The sequence below is a fragment of the Methanoregula formicica SMSP genome, from assembly GCF_000327485.1.
In the GTDB taxonomy this organism is placed as follows: Archaea; Halobacteriota; Methanomicrobia; order Methanomicrobiales; family Methanospirillaceae; genus Methanoregula; species Methanoregula formicica.
Window position 1 is genome coordinate 2,686,875 of the sequence record NC_019943.1, and the last position, 13,744, is coordinate 2,700,618.

Here is a 13,744-nt window from a genome sequence, read left to right on the forward strand (position 1 = left end):
ACCTTTCAAATTTTGTAAGAACGCCAAAAGGGGCATTCTCCGGCGCCAGGAACGGTCGTTTCCCGGGCATGACCGCCCCGGAACAAGGCCACCCCTTCCCTTCAGGATTTGCATCAAAAAATGAGAACCGGCCCCGGGTTTTTCTCCCGTGCCGGCCATCTTCCGGCATTCATGAGAGGAAGGTGAACGAGACCATGACAAAGTCGGTGAAGAGACAGGTCCGTGAACAGATTGTCGGTGCACTCAAGGGCGCGAAATTCCCGGTCAAAACCCCGGAGGATCTCATCGCCGCGTTCCCGGACGGGGAGAACACAACCTGCCGGGTCGGCGACCTGAAGATGACGGCCGGGGAAGCGGCACTGCTGCTGAAGGCCTCGGACTTCCCGTTCACAAGCGCAAAGGCCGTTGCCGATCTCGTTGTTGAGCGGGCCGGTATCTGAGCATCTCCCTTTTTTTACCCGTGCAGTCCTGACGGGTCGGGCTTCACCCGGGCATACCGGAACCGGGCCAGAGCAGGTCGGGAAACTCACGCCGAACAGGACGACGAGGGGCGGGACTGTCGGGAAGAGCGCGATGAGGAGGTAGGCAACCGCAAAGTGCCCGATGAACATATCCTGGATCGCCTTTCTCCTTTTTAGTCCGCTATGCTGATGATCTGCACGGGGCAGAGGTCTGCGGCATCCCGCACGCAGGCTTCCAGGTCATCCGGCGAGATGCCCTCGGCAATGGCCCCCGCGGACCGGAATTTTTCCCGGACCTGGCTGAAGTGATCGTCCGGATTCTCTTCAAAGAAGTCCGGACAGGTCTCCCAGCAGGTCCCGCAGCTGGTGCAGGCATCACGTTGGATACTGACGTTCATGTGTTTCCCTCACCTCAAGGGCAGGTCAATCGTGTCCGCCACTGCATGCACATCTCTTTTCGCCATGGTGTTTCCCATGTCCGCCTGCTTCAATGATCGACATATAGAGGTGGTGGGAATGTACCACCCAGCCGATGAACGCTTCAATGTACTCCCGGCCGGAGGCCACGTCATTGACATCGAACTTTTTCTTTTCCATCACGTGGTGGAAGCGGCGCATGAGGTCTTCCTCAACCGTCTTCTGGATGAACGCGATGGTCTCCCCGGGATCGCCGGTCTCGATCGCTTTTTCCGCCAGCGGCACAACCGGGCCCTCGGAAAGCCCTGCCGGTTTCATGCCGGTATACGGTGCACCTTCCCCGGCCCGGTGGAGCCGGATAGCGTTCTCAAAGAACCAGTCATCGGCAACTTCCTGTGCATAAGGCCCGGCCTTTCTCGCTTTTTGGGTCCGGTCAAAGATCATCTTCAGTTCTTTCTCGGATTCCCGGGGGATCCAGATCAGGACATGGTTGATATTTCCTGTCTTCAGCGCTTTCTGTGCAGCCCTGACAACAGGCCCGTCCCGCGTATCACAATGGGGTGGCATATGGTATCACGCTCGTTGTGGTCTTCTTCCCGCCACAGGCATTTCCCTGGCGTTCCCGGCAACAGGGCCGGTTCCCTCAGCTGCCCGACACGCTGCCGGCCATAGGGCTTTTCTGCAGCGGGATACTCCTGCTCAGGTACAGGATCTGGCGCATGTCCCGCATGTTCATCTTCTCGATGATCAATTCGTGCTCCTTGAGCCGTTTTAAGGCAAACCGCACGGTCCTCGGAGAGCAGTGAGTCTTGTTCACGATATCCTTGTGGGTCATCGCGCCCCCCCGGCCGAGGATCCTGAGCACGATCTTTGATGATGGTGGTAACGGTTTCATCATTCTCCTCCCGGGGCGGTTCAGGCACAACCGGTCCCGCACCCTCCCGCCGGCATGCCCGCCATCGTCTCCTTTTCTTCGAGGATCCGGGCGAGCCCTTTCTCCACGAAATCGTCGATCGTCTCCATCTTCCCCCAGTCCTCCACGCTGTATGAGTCCGAGATGAACGGATCCCGCAGGACGAGGACGTTGCCATCCTGCCCCGGCCCGGACACGTACTTGAGCCCGTGGTGGAAGTGGCGGGTTTCGGGATCGCTCTCCCGTGTCACCCGGGCATAGAGGATCCAGTAGGTCAGCGCCTCGGTGGCACTGACATAGATCTCGTAGTCTCTCTCGAACTGTTTCAGGAGTTCTTTCGTTGTTTCCTTCATGGCAATCACCGCCTCAGGTATCCCTGCATCACGTCAGGACGCAGATCGCCTCCGGCGCCCGGATGAAGAGCGCCAGGCTCTCGGAGATGGAAAATTCGTACGCATCCCCGGCCGGACCGACAAAGCCGATGCTCATGTCCTGGCCGATCACGATCGAGCAGTACTGCTTCCCGGAGGCCAGCAGGACCCCGCCGGTCTTCAGGGCAGGGGCCTTGACAACGTCGCCGCCGATGATGGAGCGGATGTGGTCGAGCTCGGTGCCGTCGCCCTGCGGGTACCGGCGCAGGAGCAGGTTGTACCGCGACGGGGCGAGGCCGAGGCAGTACGGGCCGTGGAAACCGGCGTCGTCCATCTTTGTCACGGCACTGATGATCTGGTCGGCAGCAGTCCCGACCTTGTCCCACGTGGTGAGGGCGAGCGACCCCGAGCCTTCCGCCCCAAGGAGGCCGGGAGTGTCCCCGATCCCGGAGAATATGATCCCGTCTTCCTTTGCGGCACACGACATCGCTGCGCAGGCAACAGGGTCAAGGTCCAGCATCAGGTTGTCCCGCTCGGCTGCGGCAATGTCCCGCTTGTTCAGGAAAAATGTGGTGGTCACGAGGTTCACCGGCAGGAACGGGCTTGCGGTGATCCCTTCGGCAACTTCGCAGTCGCTTAAGGGGACGGCCTTGAGCCCGAACCCGAACGGTCCTTCGATACTGAGCAGCCGGCGCCCCGCAAGCTGGCTCTTTGCCGCCTCGATCATCGTTGCATCGAGCAGTTTCCAGGTCCCGGCACTGAGGGGGGCGTCTTCGCGCCCGAGATATGATGTCTCCATGTCATTCATCTCCTAACTGGATTTCAACGATCCAATCGTGGTCTCATCCGCTCCCTGCGGGGACTTCAGTTCCGGGGGCGCAAGCGATGCAACCATCGCGTCCACTTCGGCAGCCCCTTCCGCCAGGTGCTTCTCCTCGTCACCGGTCAGGATAGCGATGAGGCGGGAAAATTCCCCCGCATGGACGCGTTCCTCGTTGGCGATATCGATGAGGACCGCCTTTGCCAGGGGGTTGTCGGTGGCATTGGCGTGGGCCATGTAGGTGTGGACGGCCTCGTGCTCGGAGGCAAGGTCCAGGCGCAGGGCACGGACCAGCTCGTCCAGCGTCATCTCCCGTCCCGGGACCATCCCGGAGAACGGGTTTACAAATTCCGGCATTTCCTTCTCACTCCTGGGGTTGTTCTGCTCCGGGACCTGCCCGGATCATTTCCTTGCGGCCTCGAACCGCTGTGCAACCACATCCCAGTTCACGATCGTCCAGAACGCGTCAACGAACTTCGCCCGGTCGTTTTTGTAGTCAAGGTAGTAGGCGTGCTCCCAGACATCGAGTACCATGAGGATGGAAAAGCCGGGGTAGACGTTCGTGTTGTGCTTCTCGATCTGCATGACGAGCGGCCGCTTCGTCTTATGACAGAACGTCAGGGCAGCCCAGCCGGAGCCTTCGGCGCTCACCGCGGCCTGCGTGAACTCGGTTTTGAACCGGTCGAAGGTGCCGAACTCGCCGGTGATCGCTTTTGCGAGTTCTCCTTTCGGGGCGCCGCCGCCCTTTCCTGCCGGCGCAAGGTTCTCCCAGAACAGGTTGTGCAGCTTGAACCCCCCGATATGGAACGAGAGTTCTTTGAGCACCGCCTTCATATCGGCTGTGGCATTCTCCTTCCGTGCCTTGTCCAGTTTTTCATAAATGGCATTTGCACCGTTCACGTACGCCTGGTGGTGTTTCTGGTGGTGGAGTTTGAGCTGCTCCTCCGAAATTGCGGGCGAAAGAGCGTTGTACTCGTACGGCAGTTTTGGCAGTGAATAAAGCCTGCTGTTTTCCATGATTCTCTCCTCGTAAAACAAGGGGACTGCCCACTCCGGCAGCCTCCCCGCCTGCATGGGAGTGCACCACTGAAGGGTATAGGCTCTTTCCCAGAAACCAAACCATGAAACAAAATTTGAAACATCGGGAGGGACCGGAAAAACCAGGAGAAGAACCAAGGTCGCACTGCATGGGGGATCCGCGAGATCGGCGTATGCCATGGACACAGGCCATTTTTCCGGACGTCTGTTTCCGGCAGGTCCCGCCATCGCCGCCCATTACGGAAGAGAGGGCACCAGGTCCCGGGCATTACGGTTGTTTTTCCAGGACGCCTTTTAAGACCACGGCGCTGTTATGCTGTACATCGTGCGCGGAAAACAGGAGAGTGACCGGGATTGTGCGGCTCTTCCTGGTAAGGGAACTGACCAGATCGTGTTTTTCTGAAAGTTCCCCCTCATATCGTTTTTTGAACCCTTCCCATTTCACCGGATCGTGGGCAAACCATTTCCTGAGACTGGTGCTGGGTGCGATCTCCTTAAGCCAGAGGTCCAGATGGGCCATCTCCCGGGTCATCCCCCGGGGCCACAGCCGTTCGACAAGGACCCGGAATCCGTCCTCCGACTGCGGCGGATCATACACGCGTTTTACCCGGATCATTCCTGCACCATCGCGAACTGGTCCTTTCCTGCCCCGCATTCGGGGCAGACCCAGTCTGCCGGCAGTTTTTCGAACGGGACGCCGGGGGGAATGCCACTCTTTTCATCCCCCTTTTCCGGATCGTAGATATAGCCGCAGACAAGGCATACGTACATTTCCAAGATATCAGCCATGCATTTACTCCTGTGCGGTGTTATCAGCAGGTCAATTCGGCAAGCCTGCTATTTAGGAATACTCCTGTTTTTCAAATTTTAGGACAACGGTATCGGAGAATAGTTGACAACAACCGCCATCGTACTACCGGAACAGCTGATCAGCCATGATGCAGATCCCTCTCCCGATTGCTCTTCCGGGCACCATGTATTCCCATATCCGGTTAAAAAAATTGAAAAAACGTACCTCGCACAGGGCAACAAGCCGGATCTTCGGGATCCGTGATGTGACAGAACTGTATTATCATACACGCAATGGTTGTCGGGATCCCGCGACAACCATAAGAGAAAGAAACCCTGTGGAGCCGGGTCACTCCCGTGATTCGAAATACCGCAGTGCTTTCGGGGCGTGCTTCTTGATCTCTTCAAAGAAGTACTTTCCGAGCTTCGCATCCGAGTCCGCGATCGAGCCGTTGAGAGTGGAGAGCAGCCAGTTCGGCAGCTCAGGGTTCTTGTCAAGGACATTCATGACAACGACCACGGCCTCGTCAACGTCGACTTTCTTCTTCCATCGGTAGGGCATTCATCTCACCTCCTGCAATCCCGCAATTCAACCTGTCCTCTTCTTGACCGCGCCATCGTACACGAGCCAGTTGCGCTCCCAGTCAGGGTTTTTTTCCCTGAGTGCAGCAAGGGACCTTTTCCGGATCTCCCTTGTCGTGATGCTGTCAACAGCGTCTTTCGCGATATCCTGTGCGGTCTTCCGTGCATAATCGGCAGGTGCACCGGTCTTGACCATACTGACCACGATCTTCTCCGGCACGAACGGTTCCTTCCTGCCATCTCTTTTCGTTACCTGAACCATCGTTGATCGACTCCGGAATGCCGTCATTGTGCATCCAATCAGATCATCTTCGTTCCCCAGAGCCCGTGCTCATAGCGCTGCGTCTTCTCGTTTCCCCGCCGGCAGAAGAGCGTGTGCCGGAACCCGTACTCCGCAGTGACCGGGCAGGACGGGCAGAGGCAGCCCTTTTCCTCGGAGATGCAGAGGAAACTCTTCCCTTTCAGGCAGAACAGCAGTTCCCGGGCATCCTGTGCGCAGGCGGTATAGGTGGGGCAGGAGGGGCACGTGCACAGGGCTGCAAATTTCCCGTCGGATTCCTCCCTGTCTTTTGGGGTCATGCCCCACATCGATAGAATGGTCTCTTCGAATTTGTCCATGGGTCACCTCAGGAAATGTGCTGCCCAATCAACGGAATACGAGCGCCGCCTCCACTCCCTGCTCTGTCCTGCAGCCGCCCCCGGGTTCAATCGTATGACGGCGGCCGGGTTTTTGCCGTTCGGGCATCGTTACTCAATGGCAATTTTTCCCCGGGCTGCCTTGGCTGTCTTTTTGAGGTGCACTTCGAGCACACCATTTTTGAACGTGGACGTTGCCCCGTTCTCGGTCACCGGTTTCGGGAGCGGGACCACCCGTGTCATCAAGCCGAACGACCGCTCGCGCATGTAGTACCCCTCTTTCTCTTCCTTCTTCTCGTCCTTCCGTTCGCAGGTGATCTCGAGCGCCTGCGGATTGATCAGATCGAGAGTGATGTCCTTTTTGGTCACCCCGGGGATCATGTCGGCGGTGACAATGACTTCCTTCTCATCCTCGGTCACGTCCACGCGAAGATCTGCCGCCCGCGTTGCAGGAAGCATCCTTGTGCCGGGCTCCGCAGAACCGGGTAACAATGCAACAGGACTGGTATCGTACATCTGCTGCGATAGTGCTTCCATGTATTTTCGCATCTCCTCAAGCTCGTCAAAAACTGATCGGTAATACCATCGTACCATAGTGTGCCTCCCAAATCCCGGGCGCAGTGACCCGCCCCCTTGGGAATTCTGATCGGGATGTGTTGCGGGGGGTCACTGTTTCACCGGGTTATCCGGCCCGGACCTGCTGGATCGGGCCGGCTGCATGACAAGGCGCACCCGTCTTACCTTTGGTACCCACGTCCGGCTGCCCCTTGCCGGTGGACTCATCTTTTTGTGATGGTATCAAGCTATGGCGGAACCGCAGTTTTTGAGACATTTCCTGAAACCATCAGCAACACAATAATCAGAGAAGCTCCCATGAAACAGCAGGAACCGGGCACGGGGCCGGAAGGTCATGACCCAGGAAGTGAGAGAAACCATCGGGGAAATGATATCCCTGCTGTGGGCGCGGTCTTTTGAGGATTACCTGTCGTCTTCAGCGTTTATCAGGTTCCTGCTGGACCATGAATTATGCGACGAATGGAGGAAATACCTTGAGCTGGGCCGGGACAATCCTGCTCTTTACGGGAGTTCGGTGTGGAACTATGCGTTCACCCGCTTCCTGGAGCACCTGCACCACCATCTTCCCGAGCGGTTCCTCTTCCTGTTCTCCCGGCTCCTTGCGGATTTTTCCCGCGGGATCTCGTGCGATCTGCCTGTAGACGAGATCCGCTCGGCCCTTCTCAGGCTGGGATATCCTGCCCAGAAGATTGACACGGCACTCATCGTCCTGAAAAAAACGCAGGTTCCGGATCCTGGGCGGTAAAAGAACGGGATCCCGGTTTCATACAATCCGTGGATCCTTTGCCATCCGGTCTTCATCCTCAAGGATCATCTTCAGGGCGACTGCCGCGTTGTGATCGTCATCGGACGATGCGTGCAGCAGGGTGAGCCCGCCGTTGCGGTTGTGGTCCTGCAGGCCCGGGAAATATTCGCGGTTTTTCTCCAGCTCGACCGAGTACAGCAGGACGAAGTCGCCCCAGTTCAGCGTATTGTCCTGCAACCGGGCAAAGAGCTTCTGGCTCGGCGCAAGGTCCTTGAGCCACATGTTAAGGGGGGCCCGTGTCCGGCCAACATCTTTTGGCCAGGCCGGCTCGATGAGAACCCGGAGCCCGTCGTCAGCGGAGACCGGATCCCCGATATGCTTTGCCTTGATCATGGGATCATCTCACGGGCGGCCTTTTTAGGCCCTCCTTTCATTATCTGCCGCATGCACGGCACGCTTTCCCCGAAAGACATTCCGTGCAACAACGCCCGCAAACTTGTCCAGCGACTCGTTCCACCCCTCCCGTGCCAGGTCCCGGTCCCGTCCGTCAGGGAACCCGGCATGGCGCAGGGTGAGCTGGGTCCTGCCGGCCTGTTCCCCGAAGGTCACTGTTACGAGCAGTTCCATGGGGAAATCCGCACTCATCCCATAGTACGTTGCCGGTACCACCTTGCCGTTCTCATCGGAGAAACTGTCAGTGCAGACGATCCGCTCCGGTGCCCGGATCTCCCGGAATGTACCGGTGCTCCAGTAGTCCTTCCCATCGGGCGACCGCATGCAGTAGAGGTACGACCCGCCGACCCGGAAATCGCTTGTGCAGGACGGGGCGGTAAAGTCCTTTGGCCCCCACCACATCATGACGAGTTCAGGCGCCGTCCATGCCCGCCAGACAAATTCCCGCGGGGCATCGAAAAAGCGGGTAATGACAATCTCGTCCTCGCAGGTCTTCGATGCAAAACTGCATCCTGAGGCTGCGGACTCGATCCGGTGGCCCGGCACATTCACCAGGTAGAGCCGGGGATTGTTCAGGAGATCCAGCGCATTGATTCTCTGTTCAACAAGCTCATCGTACGAGAAGAAATCCTTCTTTTCGTTTCCTTCTTCGGTCCAGAAGACCATAATCCCGTTCTGGTACTTTTTACTGCCGGTAATCTGCTGCATATTCTTATCCCCTCCATTGAACTTCCCTGCCCCATGACTCCTTACCCTGACACGATCAGTCACACTGCGGGTGGTCCCAGTACCGGCGGATGAACACGGCATAGGAACACCCCGGTTCCGTACAGCCGTGACAACCCCGGGCAGGACAGATGACTCCGCGGTTCCGGAGGCCGGAACTCCCCCCGGCAATCCGGTTGCCATTCCAGCGGAAGAGATCCCGCCAGATCTGGTCCAGGTCCTCGCCCGCCATGAAAAGCGTGTCTGTGGTTTCGGGATGGGAAATACGTAACACCCGTTTCCGACATGGCGGCTGGGAGATGATAGCCTCATCGGTACAAAACAGATTTTGAGACAAAAACCGGGATATCCTGACCGGCATCACGGCGCTGGTTTCTCGAGAATGATCTCCAGGATCCCGTCGTGGATCTTCTTTTTGAAAAACCGCGTCCCGCCGGGCACCCGAAGGGTCTTCTTTGTGACCTCCGAGTCACGCGTGACAGAAAGGGTCAGCGTTGTCTTCTCCAGGTCGAACCGGATCTGCTCTTCCGCGATACCGTCAAGGGGAACCGTGACGTGGATCGTCCTGCCTTCATCTCTTCGGTGGACGCTTGGGTTGAACGCACTGCTCCTTTCTTGTCTCTCGTGTCTCATCGGTCATCACCTTCCGGCACCGCCGGGGCGGAACATGGTTCCCGGGCAGCCTGCCCGTGCCCGGGAATGGATGGATGTGATTCTGGAGGAATCAAACTCCCCTGATCGTTGTCCTTTGCGGACACCCGTGTGCATGGCGTTCTTGCATATCCTGTTTCCCGTGGCCGGGACGGCAGGTTGTTCCAGAGGTGATAGTGTCAACCCGCCATCACGGCATTTTCCCATTGTGTGGGTCCTTCTCGCCCACGCATCCTGCTTTTTTCCGGAAGTCAATATAGGTATCCGGGTATTGCAGGGATTGTTTCACGTTTTGTGAGATCGTGGTGCACTTTTATGATTCGTTTTACTGCTTCCGGTCGGGCGGACTTCCCGGTGCCAGACCCTCCCCCATGATATGGCGGAAGACGAACTTGAACTCGTTGAGCCGGTTGTGGATATACTTCTTCCCGGTCTCGGTCGGTGAGTAGAGTTTCGACTTGCCGGATGCCTTCATCATCAGGTACCCCTTCTGCTCCAGATCGTAGAGGTAGGTGTAGATCCGTGCCTGGGGGATGAGCACGTTGTACCGGCTGTGGATCTCGTGGACGATGTCGTAGCCGGAGATGGGTTTGTCCAGCATCGAGAGCACGACGGGCTCAAGGGACTTCTTCACCACGTCGTCGATGGTTGCCTGCGGGACGACCGTAACGGCCTCCGAGGGGAACGACTGCCGGGCGAAGGAGAGGGTCGTCTCTTTCCCGGTGGAGATGATGATCTTGGCAATGCCGGCCGAGAGCTCGCGGATCTGGTTGTGGTCGATATCGGCCATGTTCACCGCGATGATGCCGGACAGGGGGACACCCTGGCTTTTCCTGGCAAGGACCAGGTCCTTCACCGCAAGGATGTCGGAAAACTCGTCTGTTTCCGAGAAATCGAAAAGCACCTGGAGCGTTCCCTGCGGCTGTTCCGGGGAGAGCGACCCGGTGCATTTCTCCAGGATGCCCGGCAGGAGGTAAACCTCGCCTTTCTTCACCCTCCGCATATGGAGCGCCCCCTCCTGGATCTCTTTTAAGAAATATTTCTGGAGCACCGAGCGGTGGTAGGCAAAGAAGTTGCGCCCGCCCTTCTTCACGCCTTCCTCGATGGCGAACCTGAAAACCGGCTCCCTGAGCGCGGGGTCGACATAGAGGAAGAGGAGGATGTCGGAGACAATGTCTTTTAAGAGGAGCGTCTTGATCTCCGGCAGATCGATGTACTCTGCCCCTTCTCCCACTTCGCCGGCGGCCGGGCGGCCCCCTTTCATGGCAGCTGCCACGTCAGCTCTCCTGAGCTCCTGTTCGGCGGCCTTCCGGAACAGGACGACCTCGATCGCGGCCTTGATCTCCAGCTCGTTGAACGGTTTGACAATATACCCGTACGGCCCGACCTGCTTGGCCTTCTCGATGATCGCGTCATCGGCATAGGACGTGACGAAGACCACGGGGATCCCCATCTCCCCGGTGATAGTCTTTGCCGCCTCGATGCCGTTGAGCTTTCCCGGCATGACGATATCCATCAGTACCAGGTCGGGGGAAAGCCTCCGGGCCTTCTCGATGGCGTCCTCGCCCGACGCTGCCATCCCCGCAACGCTGTATCCCATAGCGGTCAGGCGTTCCTCCAGCTGCATGGTAATGATCGCTTCATCATCAACAACAAGAATTTTCGACATGATCATTTTCCCCTGTTATGGAGCGGGAACTCTACCGTTACCCGTGTACCTTTTTCACTGGCGATCTCCACGGACCCCCCGAGCTGCATCGCGAGGCTCCGGATAAGCTTGAGCCCGAGGCTCGTGGTCTGGTACACGTCGATGCTTCCGGAGATGCCAACACCATTATCCTGCACGACGATGCGGACCCGGTCGCCGGTCTGCACTGCCGAGACGTGCAGCGTCCCGTGCCGTCTCCCCATAAAGGCGTGCTTGAAGGCATTGGAGAGGACCTCGTTCACGATCAGGGCGCAGGGGATGGCCTGGTCGACCGGCAGGTAGATCTCCTGCGTATCGATCTCCGGTTCTATCTCGGCACCGGCACGGCCGTAGATAGTAGACAGGTCCACAACCTGGTCCCGGATCTGGCTCCCCATGTTGATCCGGTCGAACTGCTTGCTCTCGTACAGCCGCGTATGGATCTGGGCCATGGTCTTGATCTTCATCATCATGTCGGTAAGGATACCGTGGGTCGCACTGTCCGGCGTCCGCATCCGGGTCATGTCCAGAAGGCCCGAGATGATCTGGAGGTTGTTCTTCACCCGGTGGTGGATCTCCCGGATCAGGGTCTCCTTTTCCTGGAGGGACTGGAGCAGTTTCTCCTCGGCATGCCTCCGGTCGGTGACGTCCCGGTAGCTCAGGACCCGGCCGATGATGGCAGAGTCCATTTTCTGGGGTTTGGAATACCGCTCGAAGATCCTCCCGTCAGCCAGTTCCAGCATATCGTAGACCTCGCGGTCCTTGTTCCGTGACGTCTCGTTATTGTAGTCCGCAAACAGCGTGGGGTTCCTGACCTGCGTTTTCAGGTACGCGGTGACCTTCCGGTCGTCTCCGCTCAGGAGTATATTCTCCGGGACCTTCCACATCGAGGCAAAATTCTGGTTGTACCGGCTGATCTTCCCGCTCCGGTCCACGGCATAGATCCCGTCGGCCGTGGATTCGAGGGCTGCGTGCAGTTCGGACACGGTCTTTTTGACAAGGGCTTCCGCCTCCCTGCGCTGGGTGACCTCGTCCTTTAAGTGGGCGTTGCTGATCGCAAGCTGCTCCGTGCGCTGCTTCACCCGTTCTTCGAGAAGGTCGTGCTCCTTTTGCAGGGATTCCTCGGCTTTCCTGAGCTTGGTGATGTCACGGGCCGCGGCAAAGACCCCGATGACATGCCCGGATGCATCCCGGTACACGCTCGCATTATAGAGCACCGGCGTCACGTGCCCATCCCGGTGCCGGATCTCCAGCGCATAATCGGTCACCAAGCCGTCACGGAATACCTTCTCGTAACCGGCTTTTGCCTTGGCCGGCTCGGTGAAATAGTCGGAGAAATCGGTCCCCACCAGTTCATCCCGGGACAACCCGGTCACCCGGGTGGTGGCCTCGTTCACGTCGCTGATCGTCCCGTCCGGGCTGATGGTGACCAGCGGGTCAAGGCTCGCCTCGATCAGGCTCCGGTTGTACGCATTCGCCTTCACGATCGCTGCCCCGGCCATCTTCTGTTCCGTGATGTCGATCCCCATCTCGAGGACCATGCGCGAGCCGTTGGTATCGGTAAAGGGGAAATCGTAGATGTCGTAGTCCCTGCCGTTCGGGCCGGTCCAGAACCAGTGGTGCGGCTCGCGGGTCTTCATCACCATGAAGGTCTCGCAGTTCTCGCAGGGGGTGTCGCGGTTAAAGAGAAATTCATGGCACCGGCGCCCGGCCGGTTCGCAGAACATCTTACGGAAGGTCCTGTTTGTGAACGGCATGCGGTATTCCGCATCGATCAGGCAGACATAGGCCGGCAGGGTCTCCAGTACATCGTACAGCTGGTGCCGCTCGGTAGTCAGGGCGTCTATTGCCCGCTTCAGTTCCCCGGTGCGTTTCTGGATATGGATTTCCAGCTCATTACGGGCGTTCCGGAGAGTTTCCTCGGCCCTTTTACGTTCGGTGATGTCGATAACCACGTACGCGAACCGGGGAAATCCCCCGGCGGGTGTCCCGATGAACGTGACGGTGGCAAGAAACCAGATCAGGGTCTTTGCCCGCGGGTCTGCGTACTCGAATGTCACGGGCTTTCCCGTTTTCCGGCTCTCGGTATAATGGCCAATCCACATCCGCAGGATATCCCGGGGTTCTCCCAGTTCAGACCCGCGTTTGTCCTTCATGTCCCGGGGTGTCAGGCCAAGAAATGCTGCGGAGACGGTGTTGCTGGCGATATGCCTGATATCGTCTTCACTGATGACTTCCACGATGCCCCGCAGGACACCGGTTGAATCAAAAAAACTCCGTAGGATCGACTCGCTTTCCCGTAGTTTTTCCAGCTCCGGGTCCTGGTCGCAGGGCATGCTTGCGGAGTCCGGGGCTGAAGGGGAACTGTGCCTGCTCTCCGCAGCGGGTTGCACATGGCGAGACGATGCCGAAAGGCCGGCCCCTGGTTGTTGCCCGATCGCTTTTCTCATCTGCCATCACCGCTACCGGGATTTCCAGGAACACGGGTATGCCGGAACAATACCCACGGTCCCGTACCTGCACGCATCCGGTTATCGTACTGTAAACCTCGTGGCAGGTTTAAAAAAGGATATGGTTTTGTTGCAGATTTTGAAACGATAGGGAGGATGACTCTCACCACAGCGAAGAACGCTTCGCGTTCTTCTTATGGTTCGGGTCTTCGACCCTCACCACAGCGAAGCCCGACAGGTCGTCAGGGCTAACGGGTGAGAGAACTGCAGTTTTTTAAAGAACCTAACAGACGAAGGAGATCTTCTCCGGTCTCAGCCCCTGCGGGGTTCAACATCACCGGAGTCGTTAATCCGGAAAGAGGAGAGAGGTCACTACCCTTCCAGTGCTAAGGGGGGTTGGTAGGGGTTCCTCAGCGGGAGGGGGGCCCC

21 protein-coding genes are annotated in these 13,744 nt (G+C 58.2%); 2 read left to right on the top strand and 19 right to left on the bottom strand.

Going from position 1 to position 13,744, the window contains the following annotated elements; genetic code table 11:
• Nucleotides 1–194: 194 nt before the first annotated feature.
• Complete coding sequence (locus tag METFOR_RS13545) at nucleotides 195–440, top strand: MTH865 family protein (RefSeq protein WP_015286726.1); 246 nt, start codon at nucleotides 195–197, stop codon at nucleotides 438–440.
• A gap of 194 nt (nucleotides 441–634) precedes the next feature.
• Here the strand turns inward: METFOR_RS13545 and METFOR_RS13550 are convergent, their stop codons facing one another.
• From METFOR_RS13550 to METFOR_RS13610, 13 genes are all read right to left on the bottom strand, one after another.
• Nucleotides 635–859: a ferredoxin gene (locus METFOR_RS13550; RefSeq protein WP_015286727.1), complete on the bottom strand. Its 225-nt coding sequence runs from the start codon at nucleotides 857–859 to the stop codon at nucleotides 635–637.
• 25 nt (nucleotides 860–884) lie between these two features.
• On the bottom strand, nucleotides 885–1,445 hold the full coding sequence (locus METFOR_RS13555) for a DUF6448 family protein (protein ID WP_015286728.1): 561 nt from the start codon (nucleotides 1,443–1,445) through the stop codon (nucleotides 885–887).
• A gap of 76 nt (nucleotides 1,446–1,521) precedes the next feature.
• Nucleotides 1,522–1,773, bottom strand: coding sequence for a helix-turn-helix domain-containing protein (locus METFOR_RS13560; protein WP_015286729.1), 252 nt, complete (start codon nucleotides 1,771–1,773; stop codon nucleotides 1,522–1,524).
• Nucleotides 1,774–1,793: 20 nt separating this feature from the next.
• Nucleotides 1,794–2,144: a hypothetical protein gene (locus tag METFOR_RS13565; RefSeq protein WP_015286730.1), complete on the bottom strand. Its 351-nt coding sequence runs from the start codon at nucleotides 2,142–2,144 to the stop codon at nucleotides 1,794–1,796.
• A 28-nt stretch (nucleotides 2,145–2,172) separates the two neighbouring features.
• Nucleotides 2,173–2,961, bottom strand: a complete 789-nt coding sequence (locus METFOR_RS13570) for a family 1 encapsulin nanocompartment shell protein (RefSeq protein ID WP_015286731.1) — start codon at nucleotides 2,959–2,961, stop codon at nucleotides 2,173–2,175.
• Nucleotides 2,962–2,973: 12 nt separating this feature from the next.
• The gene (locus METFOR_RS13575; RefSeq protein ID WP_015286732.1) at nucleotides 2,974–3,339 is read right to left on the bottom strand and encodes a ferritin family protein; all 366 of its coding nucleotides are present in this window, start codon (nucleotides 3,337–3,339) and stop codon (nucleotides 2,974–2,976) included.
• Nucleotides 3,340–3,384: 45 nt separating this feature from the next.
• Nucleotides 3,385–3,999, bottom strand: a complete 615-nt coding sequence (locus tag METFOR_RS13580) for a superoxide dismutase (RefSeq protein WP_048111008.1) — start codon at nucleotides 3,997–3,999, stop codon at nucleotides 3,385–3,387.
• Nucleotides 4,000–4,288: 289 nt separating this feature from the next.
• Nucleotides 4,289–4,636: a DUF488 domain-containing protein gene (locus METFOR_RS13585; RefSeq protein WP_015286734.1), complete on the bottom strand. Its 348-nt coding sequence runs from the start codon at nucleotides 4,634–4,636 to the stop codon at nucleotides 4,289–4,291.
• Nucleotides 4,633–4,809: a rubredoxin gene (locus tag METFOR_RS13590; protein WP_015286735.1), complete on the bottom strand. Its 177-nt coding sequence runs from the start codon at nucleotides 4,807–4,809 to the stop codon at nucleotides 4,633–4,635. Before METFOR_RS13590 ends, METFOR_RS13585 begins: the two co-directional genes overlap by 4 nt.
• A 349-nt stretch (nucleotides 4,810–5,158) precedes the next feature.
• On the bottom strand, nucleotides 5,159–5,371 hold the full coding sequence (locus METFOR_RS13595; protein WP_015286736.1) for a hypothetical protein: 213 nt from the start codon (nucleotides 5,369–5,371) through the stop codon (nucleotides 5,159–5,161).
• A 27-nt stretch (nucleotides 5,372–5,398) separates the two neighbouring features.
• A complete protein-coding gene (locus METFOR_RS13600; protein ID WP_015286737.1) occupies nucleotides 5,399–5,653 on the bottom strand; it encodes an ATP cone domain-containing protein in 255 nt (84 codons plus the stop codon).
• Nucleotides 5,654–5,691: 38 nt separating this feature from the next.
• Complete coding sequence (locus METFOR_RS13605) at nucleotides 5,692–6,009, bottom strand: DUF2769 domain-containing protein (RefSeq protein WP_015286738.1); 318 nt, start codon at nucleotides 6,007–6,009, stop codon at nucleotides 5,692–5,694.
• A gap of 129 nt (nucleotides 6,010–6,138) precedes the next feature.
• Entirely contained in the window at nucleotides 6,139–6,621 is a 483-nt protein-coding gene (locus METFOR_RS13610) for an Hsp20/alpha crystallin family protein (protein ID WP_015286739.1), read from the bottom strand.
• 316 nt (nucleotides 6,622–6,937) lie between these two features.
• Here METFOR_RS13610 and METFOR_RS13615 point away from each other — a divergent pair, with 316 nt between their 5' ends.
• Nucleotides 6,938–7,348, top strand: a complete 411-nt coding sequence (locus tag METFOR_RS13615) for a hypothetical protein (RefSeq protein ID WP_015286740.1) — start codon at nucleotides 6,938–6,940, stop codon at nucleotides 7,346–7,348.
• Between the two features lie 18 nt (nucleotides 7,349–7,366).
• Here the strand turns inward: METFOR_RS13615 and METFOR_RS13620 are convergent, their stop codons facing one another.
• From METFOR_RS13620 to METFOR_RS14735, 6 genes are all read right to left on the bottom strand, one after another.
• On the bottom strand, nucleotides 7,367–7,741 hold the full coding sequence (locus tag METFOR_RS13620; protein ID WP_015286741.1) for a DUF488 domain-containing protein: 375 nt from the start codon (nucleotides 7,739–7,741) through the stop codon (nucleotides 7,367–7,369).
• A gap of 24 nt (nucleotides 7,742–7,765) precedes the next feature.
• Complete coding sequence (locus METFOR_RS13625; protein ID WP_015286742.1) at nucleotides 7,766–8,509, bottom strand: SRPBCC family protein; 744 nt, start codon at nucleotides 8,507–8,509, stop codon at nucleotides 7,766–7,768.
• 55 nt (nucleotides 8,510–8,564) lie between these two features.
• A complete protein-coding gene (locus METFOR_RS13630; RefSeq protein WP_048111009.1) occupies nucleotides 8,565–8,759 on the bottom strand; it encodes a hypothetical protein in 195 nt (64 codons plus the stop codon).
• Nucleotides 8,760–8,887: 128 nt separating this feature from the next.
• Entirely contained in the window at nucleotides 8,888–9,160 is a 273-nt protein-coding gene (locus METFOR_RS13635) for an Hsp20/alpha crystallin family protein (RefSeq protein ID WP_015286744.1), read from the bottom strand.
• 343 nt (nucleotides 9,161–9,503) lie between these two features.
• Nucleotides 9,504–10,847 carry a response regulator gene (locus METFOR_RS13640; protein WP_052310809.1) on the bottom strand — a complete coding sequence of 448 codons (1,344 nt, stop codon included), beginning with the start codon at nucleotides 10,845–10,847 and terminating at the stop codon, nucleotides 9,504–9,506.
• A gap of 2 nt (nucleotides 10,848–10,849) precedes the next feature.
• Nucleotides 10,850–13,315 (bottom strand): PAS domain-containing sensor histidine kinase, encoded by a 2,466-nt coding sequence (locus METFOR_RS14735; RefSeq protein WP_083883447.1) that lies wholly within the window; start codon nucleotides 13,313–13,315, stop codon nucleotides 10,850–10,852.
• Nucleotides 13,316–13,744: the final 429 nt, after the last annotated feature.

Excerpts from the sequence above, each read along its gene's own strand:
- METFOR_RS13545 (WP_015286726.1), top strand. The coding sequence starts at position 195 with ATGACAAAGTCGGTGAAGAGACAGGTCCGTGAACAGATTGTCGGTGCA.
- METFOR_RS13550 (WP_015286727.1), bottom strand. The coding sequence starts at position 859 with ATGAACGTCAGTATCCAACGTGATGCCTGCACCAGCTGCGGGACCTGC.
- METFOR_RS13555 (WP_015286728.1), bottom strand. The coding sequence starts at position 1,445 with ATGCCACCCCATTGTGATACGCGGGACGGGCCTGTTGTCAGGGCTGCA.
- METFOR_RS13560 (WP_015286729.1), bottom strand. The coding sequence starts at position 1,773 with ATGAAACCGTTACCACCATCATCAAAGATCGTGCTCAGGATCCTCGGC.
- METFOR_RS13565 (WP_015286730.1), bottom strand. The coding sequence starts at position 2,144 with ATGAAGGAAACAACGAAAGAACTCCTGAAACAGTTCGAGAGAGACTAC.
- METFOR_RS13570 (WP_015286731.1), bottom strand. The coding sequence starts at position 2,961 with ATGGAGACATCATATCTCGGGCGCGAAGACGCCCCCCTCAGTGCCGGG.
- METFOR_RS13575 (WP_015286732.1), bottom strand. The coding sequence starts at position 3,339 with ATGCCGGAATTTGTAAACCCGTTCTCCGGGATGGTCCCGGGACGGGAG.
- METFOR_RS13580 (WP_048111008.1), bottom strand. The coding sequence starts at position 3,999 with ATGGAAAACAGCAGGCTTTATTCACTGCCAAAACTGCCGTACGAGTAC.
- METFOR_RS13585 (WP_015286734.1), bottom strand. The coding sequence starts at position 4,636 with ATGATCCGGGTAAAACGCGTGTATGATCCGCCGCAGTCGGAGGACGGA.
- METFOR_RS13590 (WP_015286735.1), bottom strand. The coding sequence starts at position 4,809 with ATGGCTGATATCTTGGAAATGTACGTATGCCTTGTCTGCGGCTATATC.
- METFOR_RS13595 (WP_015286736.1), bottom strand. The coding sequence starts at position 5,371 with ATGCCCTACCGATGGAAGAAGAAAGTCGACGTTGACGAGGCCGTGGTC.
- METFOR_RS13600 (WP_015286737.1), bottom strand. The coding sequence starts at position 5,653 with ATGGTTCAGGTAACGAAAAGAGATGGCAGGAAGGAACCGTTCGTGCCG.
- METFOR_RS13605 (WP_015286738.1), bottom strand. The coding sequence starts at position 6,009 with ATGGACAAATTCGAAGAGACCATTCTATCGATGTGGGGCATGACCCCA.
- METFOR_RS13610 (WP_015286739.1), bottom strand. The coding sequence starts at position 6,621 with ATGGTACGATGGTATTACCGATCAGTTTTTGACGAGCTTGAGGAGATG.
- METFOR_RS13615 (WP_015286740.1), top strand. The coding sequence starts at position 6,938 with ATGACCCAGGAAGTGAGAGAAACCATCGGGGAAATGATATCCCTGCTG.
- METFOR_RS13620 (WP_015286741.1), bottom strand. The coding sequence starts at position 7,741 with ATGATCAAGGCAAAGCATATCGGGGATCCGGTCTCCGCTGACGACGGG.
- METFOR_RS13625 (WP_015286742.1), bottom strand. The coding sequence starts at position 8,509 with ATGCAGCAGATTACCGGCAGTAAAAAGTACCAGAACGGGATTATGGTC.
- METFOR_RS13630 (WP_048111009.1), bottom strand. The coding sequence starts at position 8,759 with ATGGCGGGCGAGGACCTGGACCAGATCTGGCGGGATCTCTTCCGCTGG.
- METFOR_RS13635 (WP_015286744.1), bottom strand. The coding sequence starts at position 9,160 with ATGAGACACGAGAGACAAGAAAGGAGCAGTGCGTTCAACCCAAGCGTC.
- METFOR_RS13640 (WP_052310809.1), bottom strand. The coding sequence starts at position 10,847 with ATGTCGAAAATTCTTGTTGTTGATGATGAAGCGATCATTACCATGCAG.
- METFOR_RS14735 (WP_083883447.1), bottom strand. The coding sequence starts at position 13,315 with ATGAGAAAAGCGATCGGGCAACAACCAGGGGCCGGCCTTTCGGCATCG.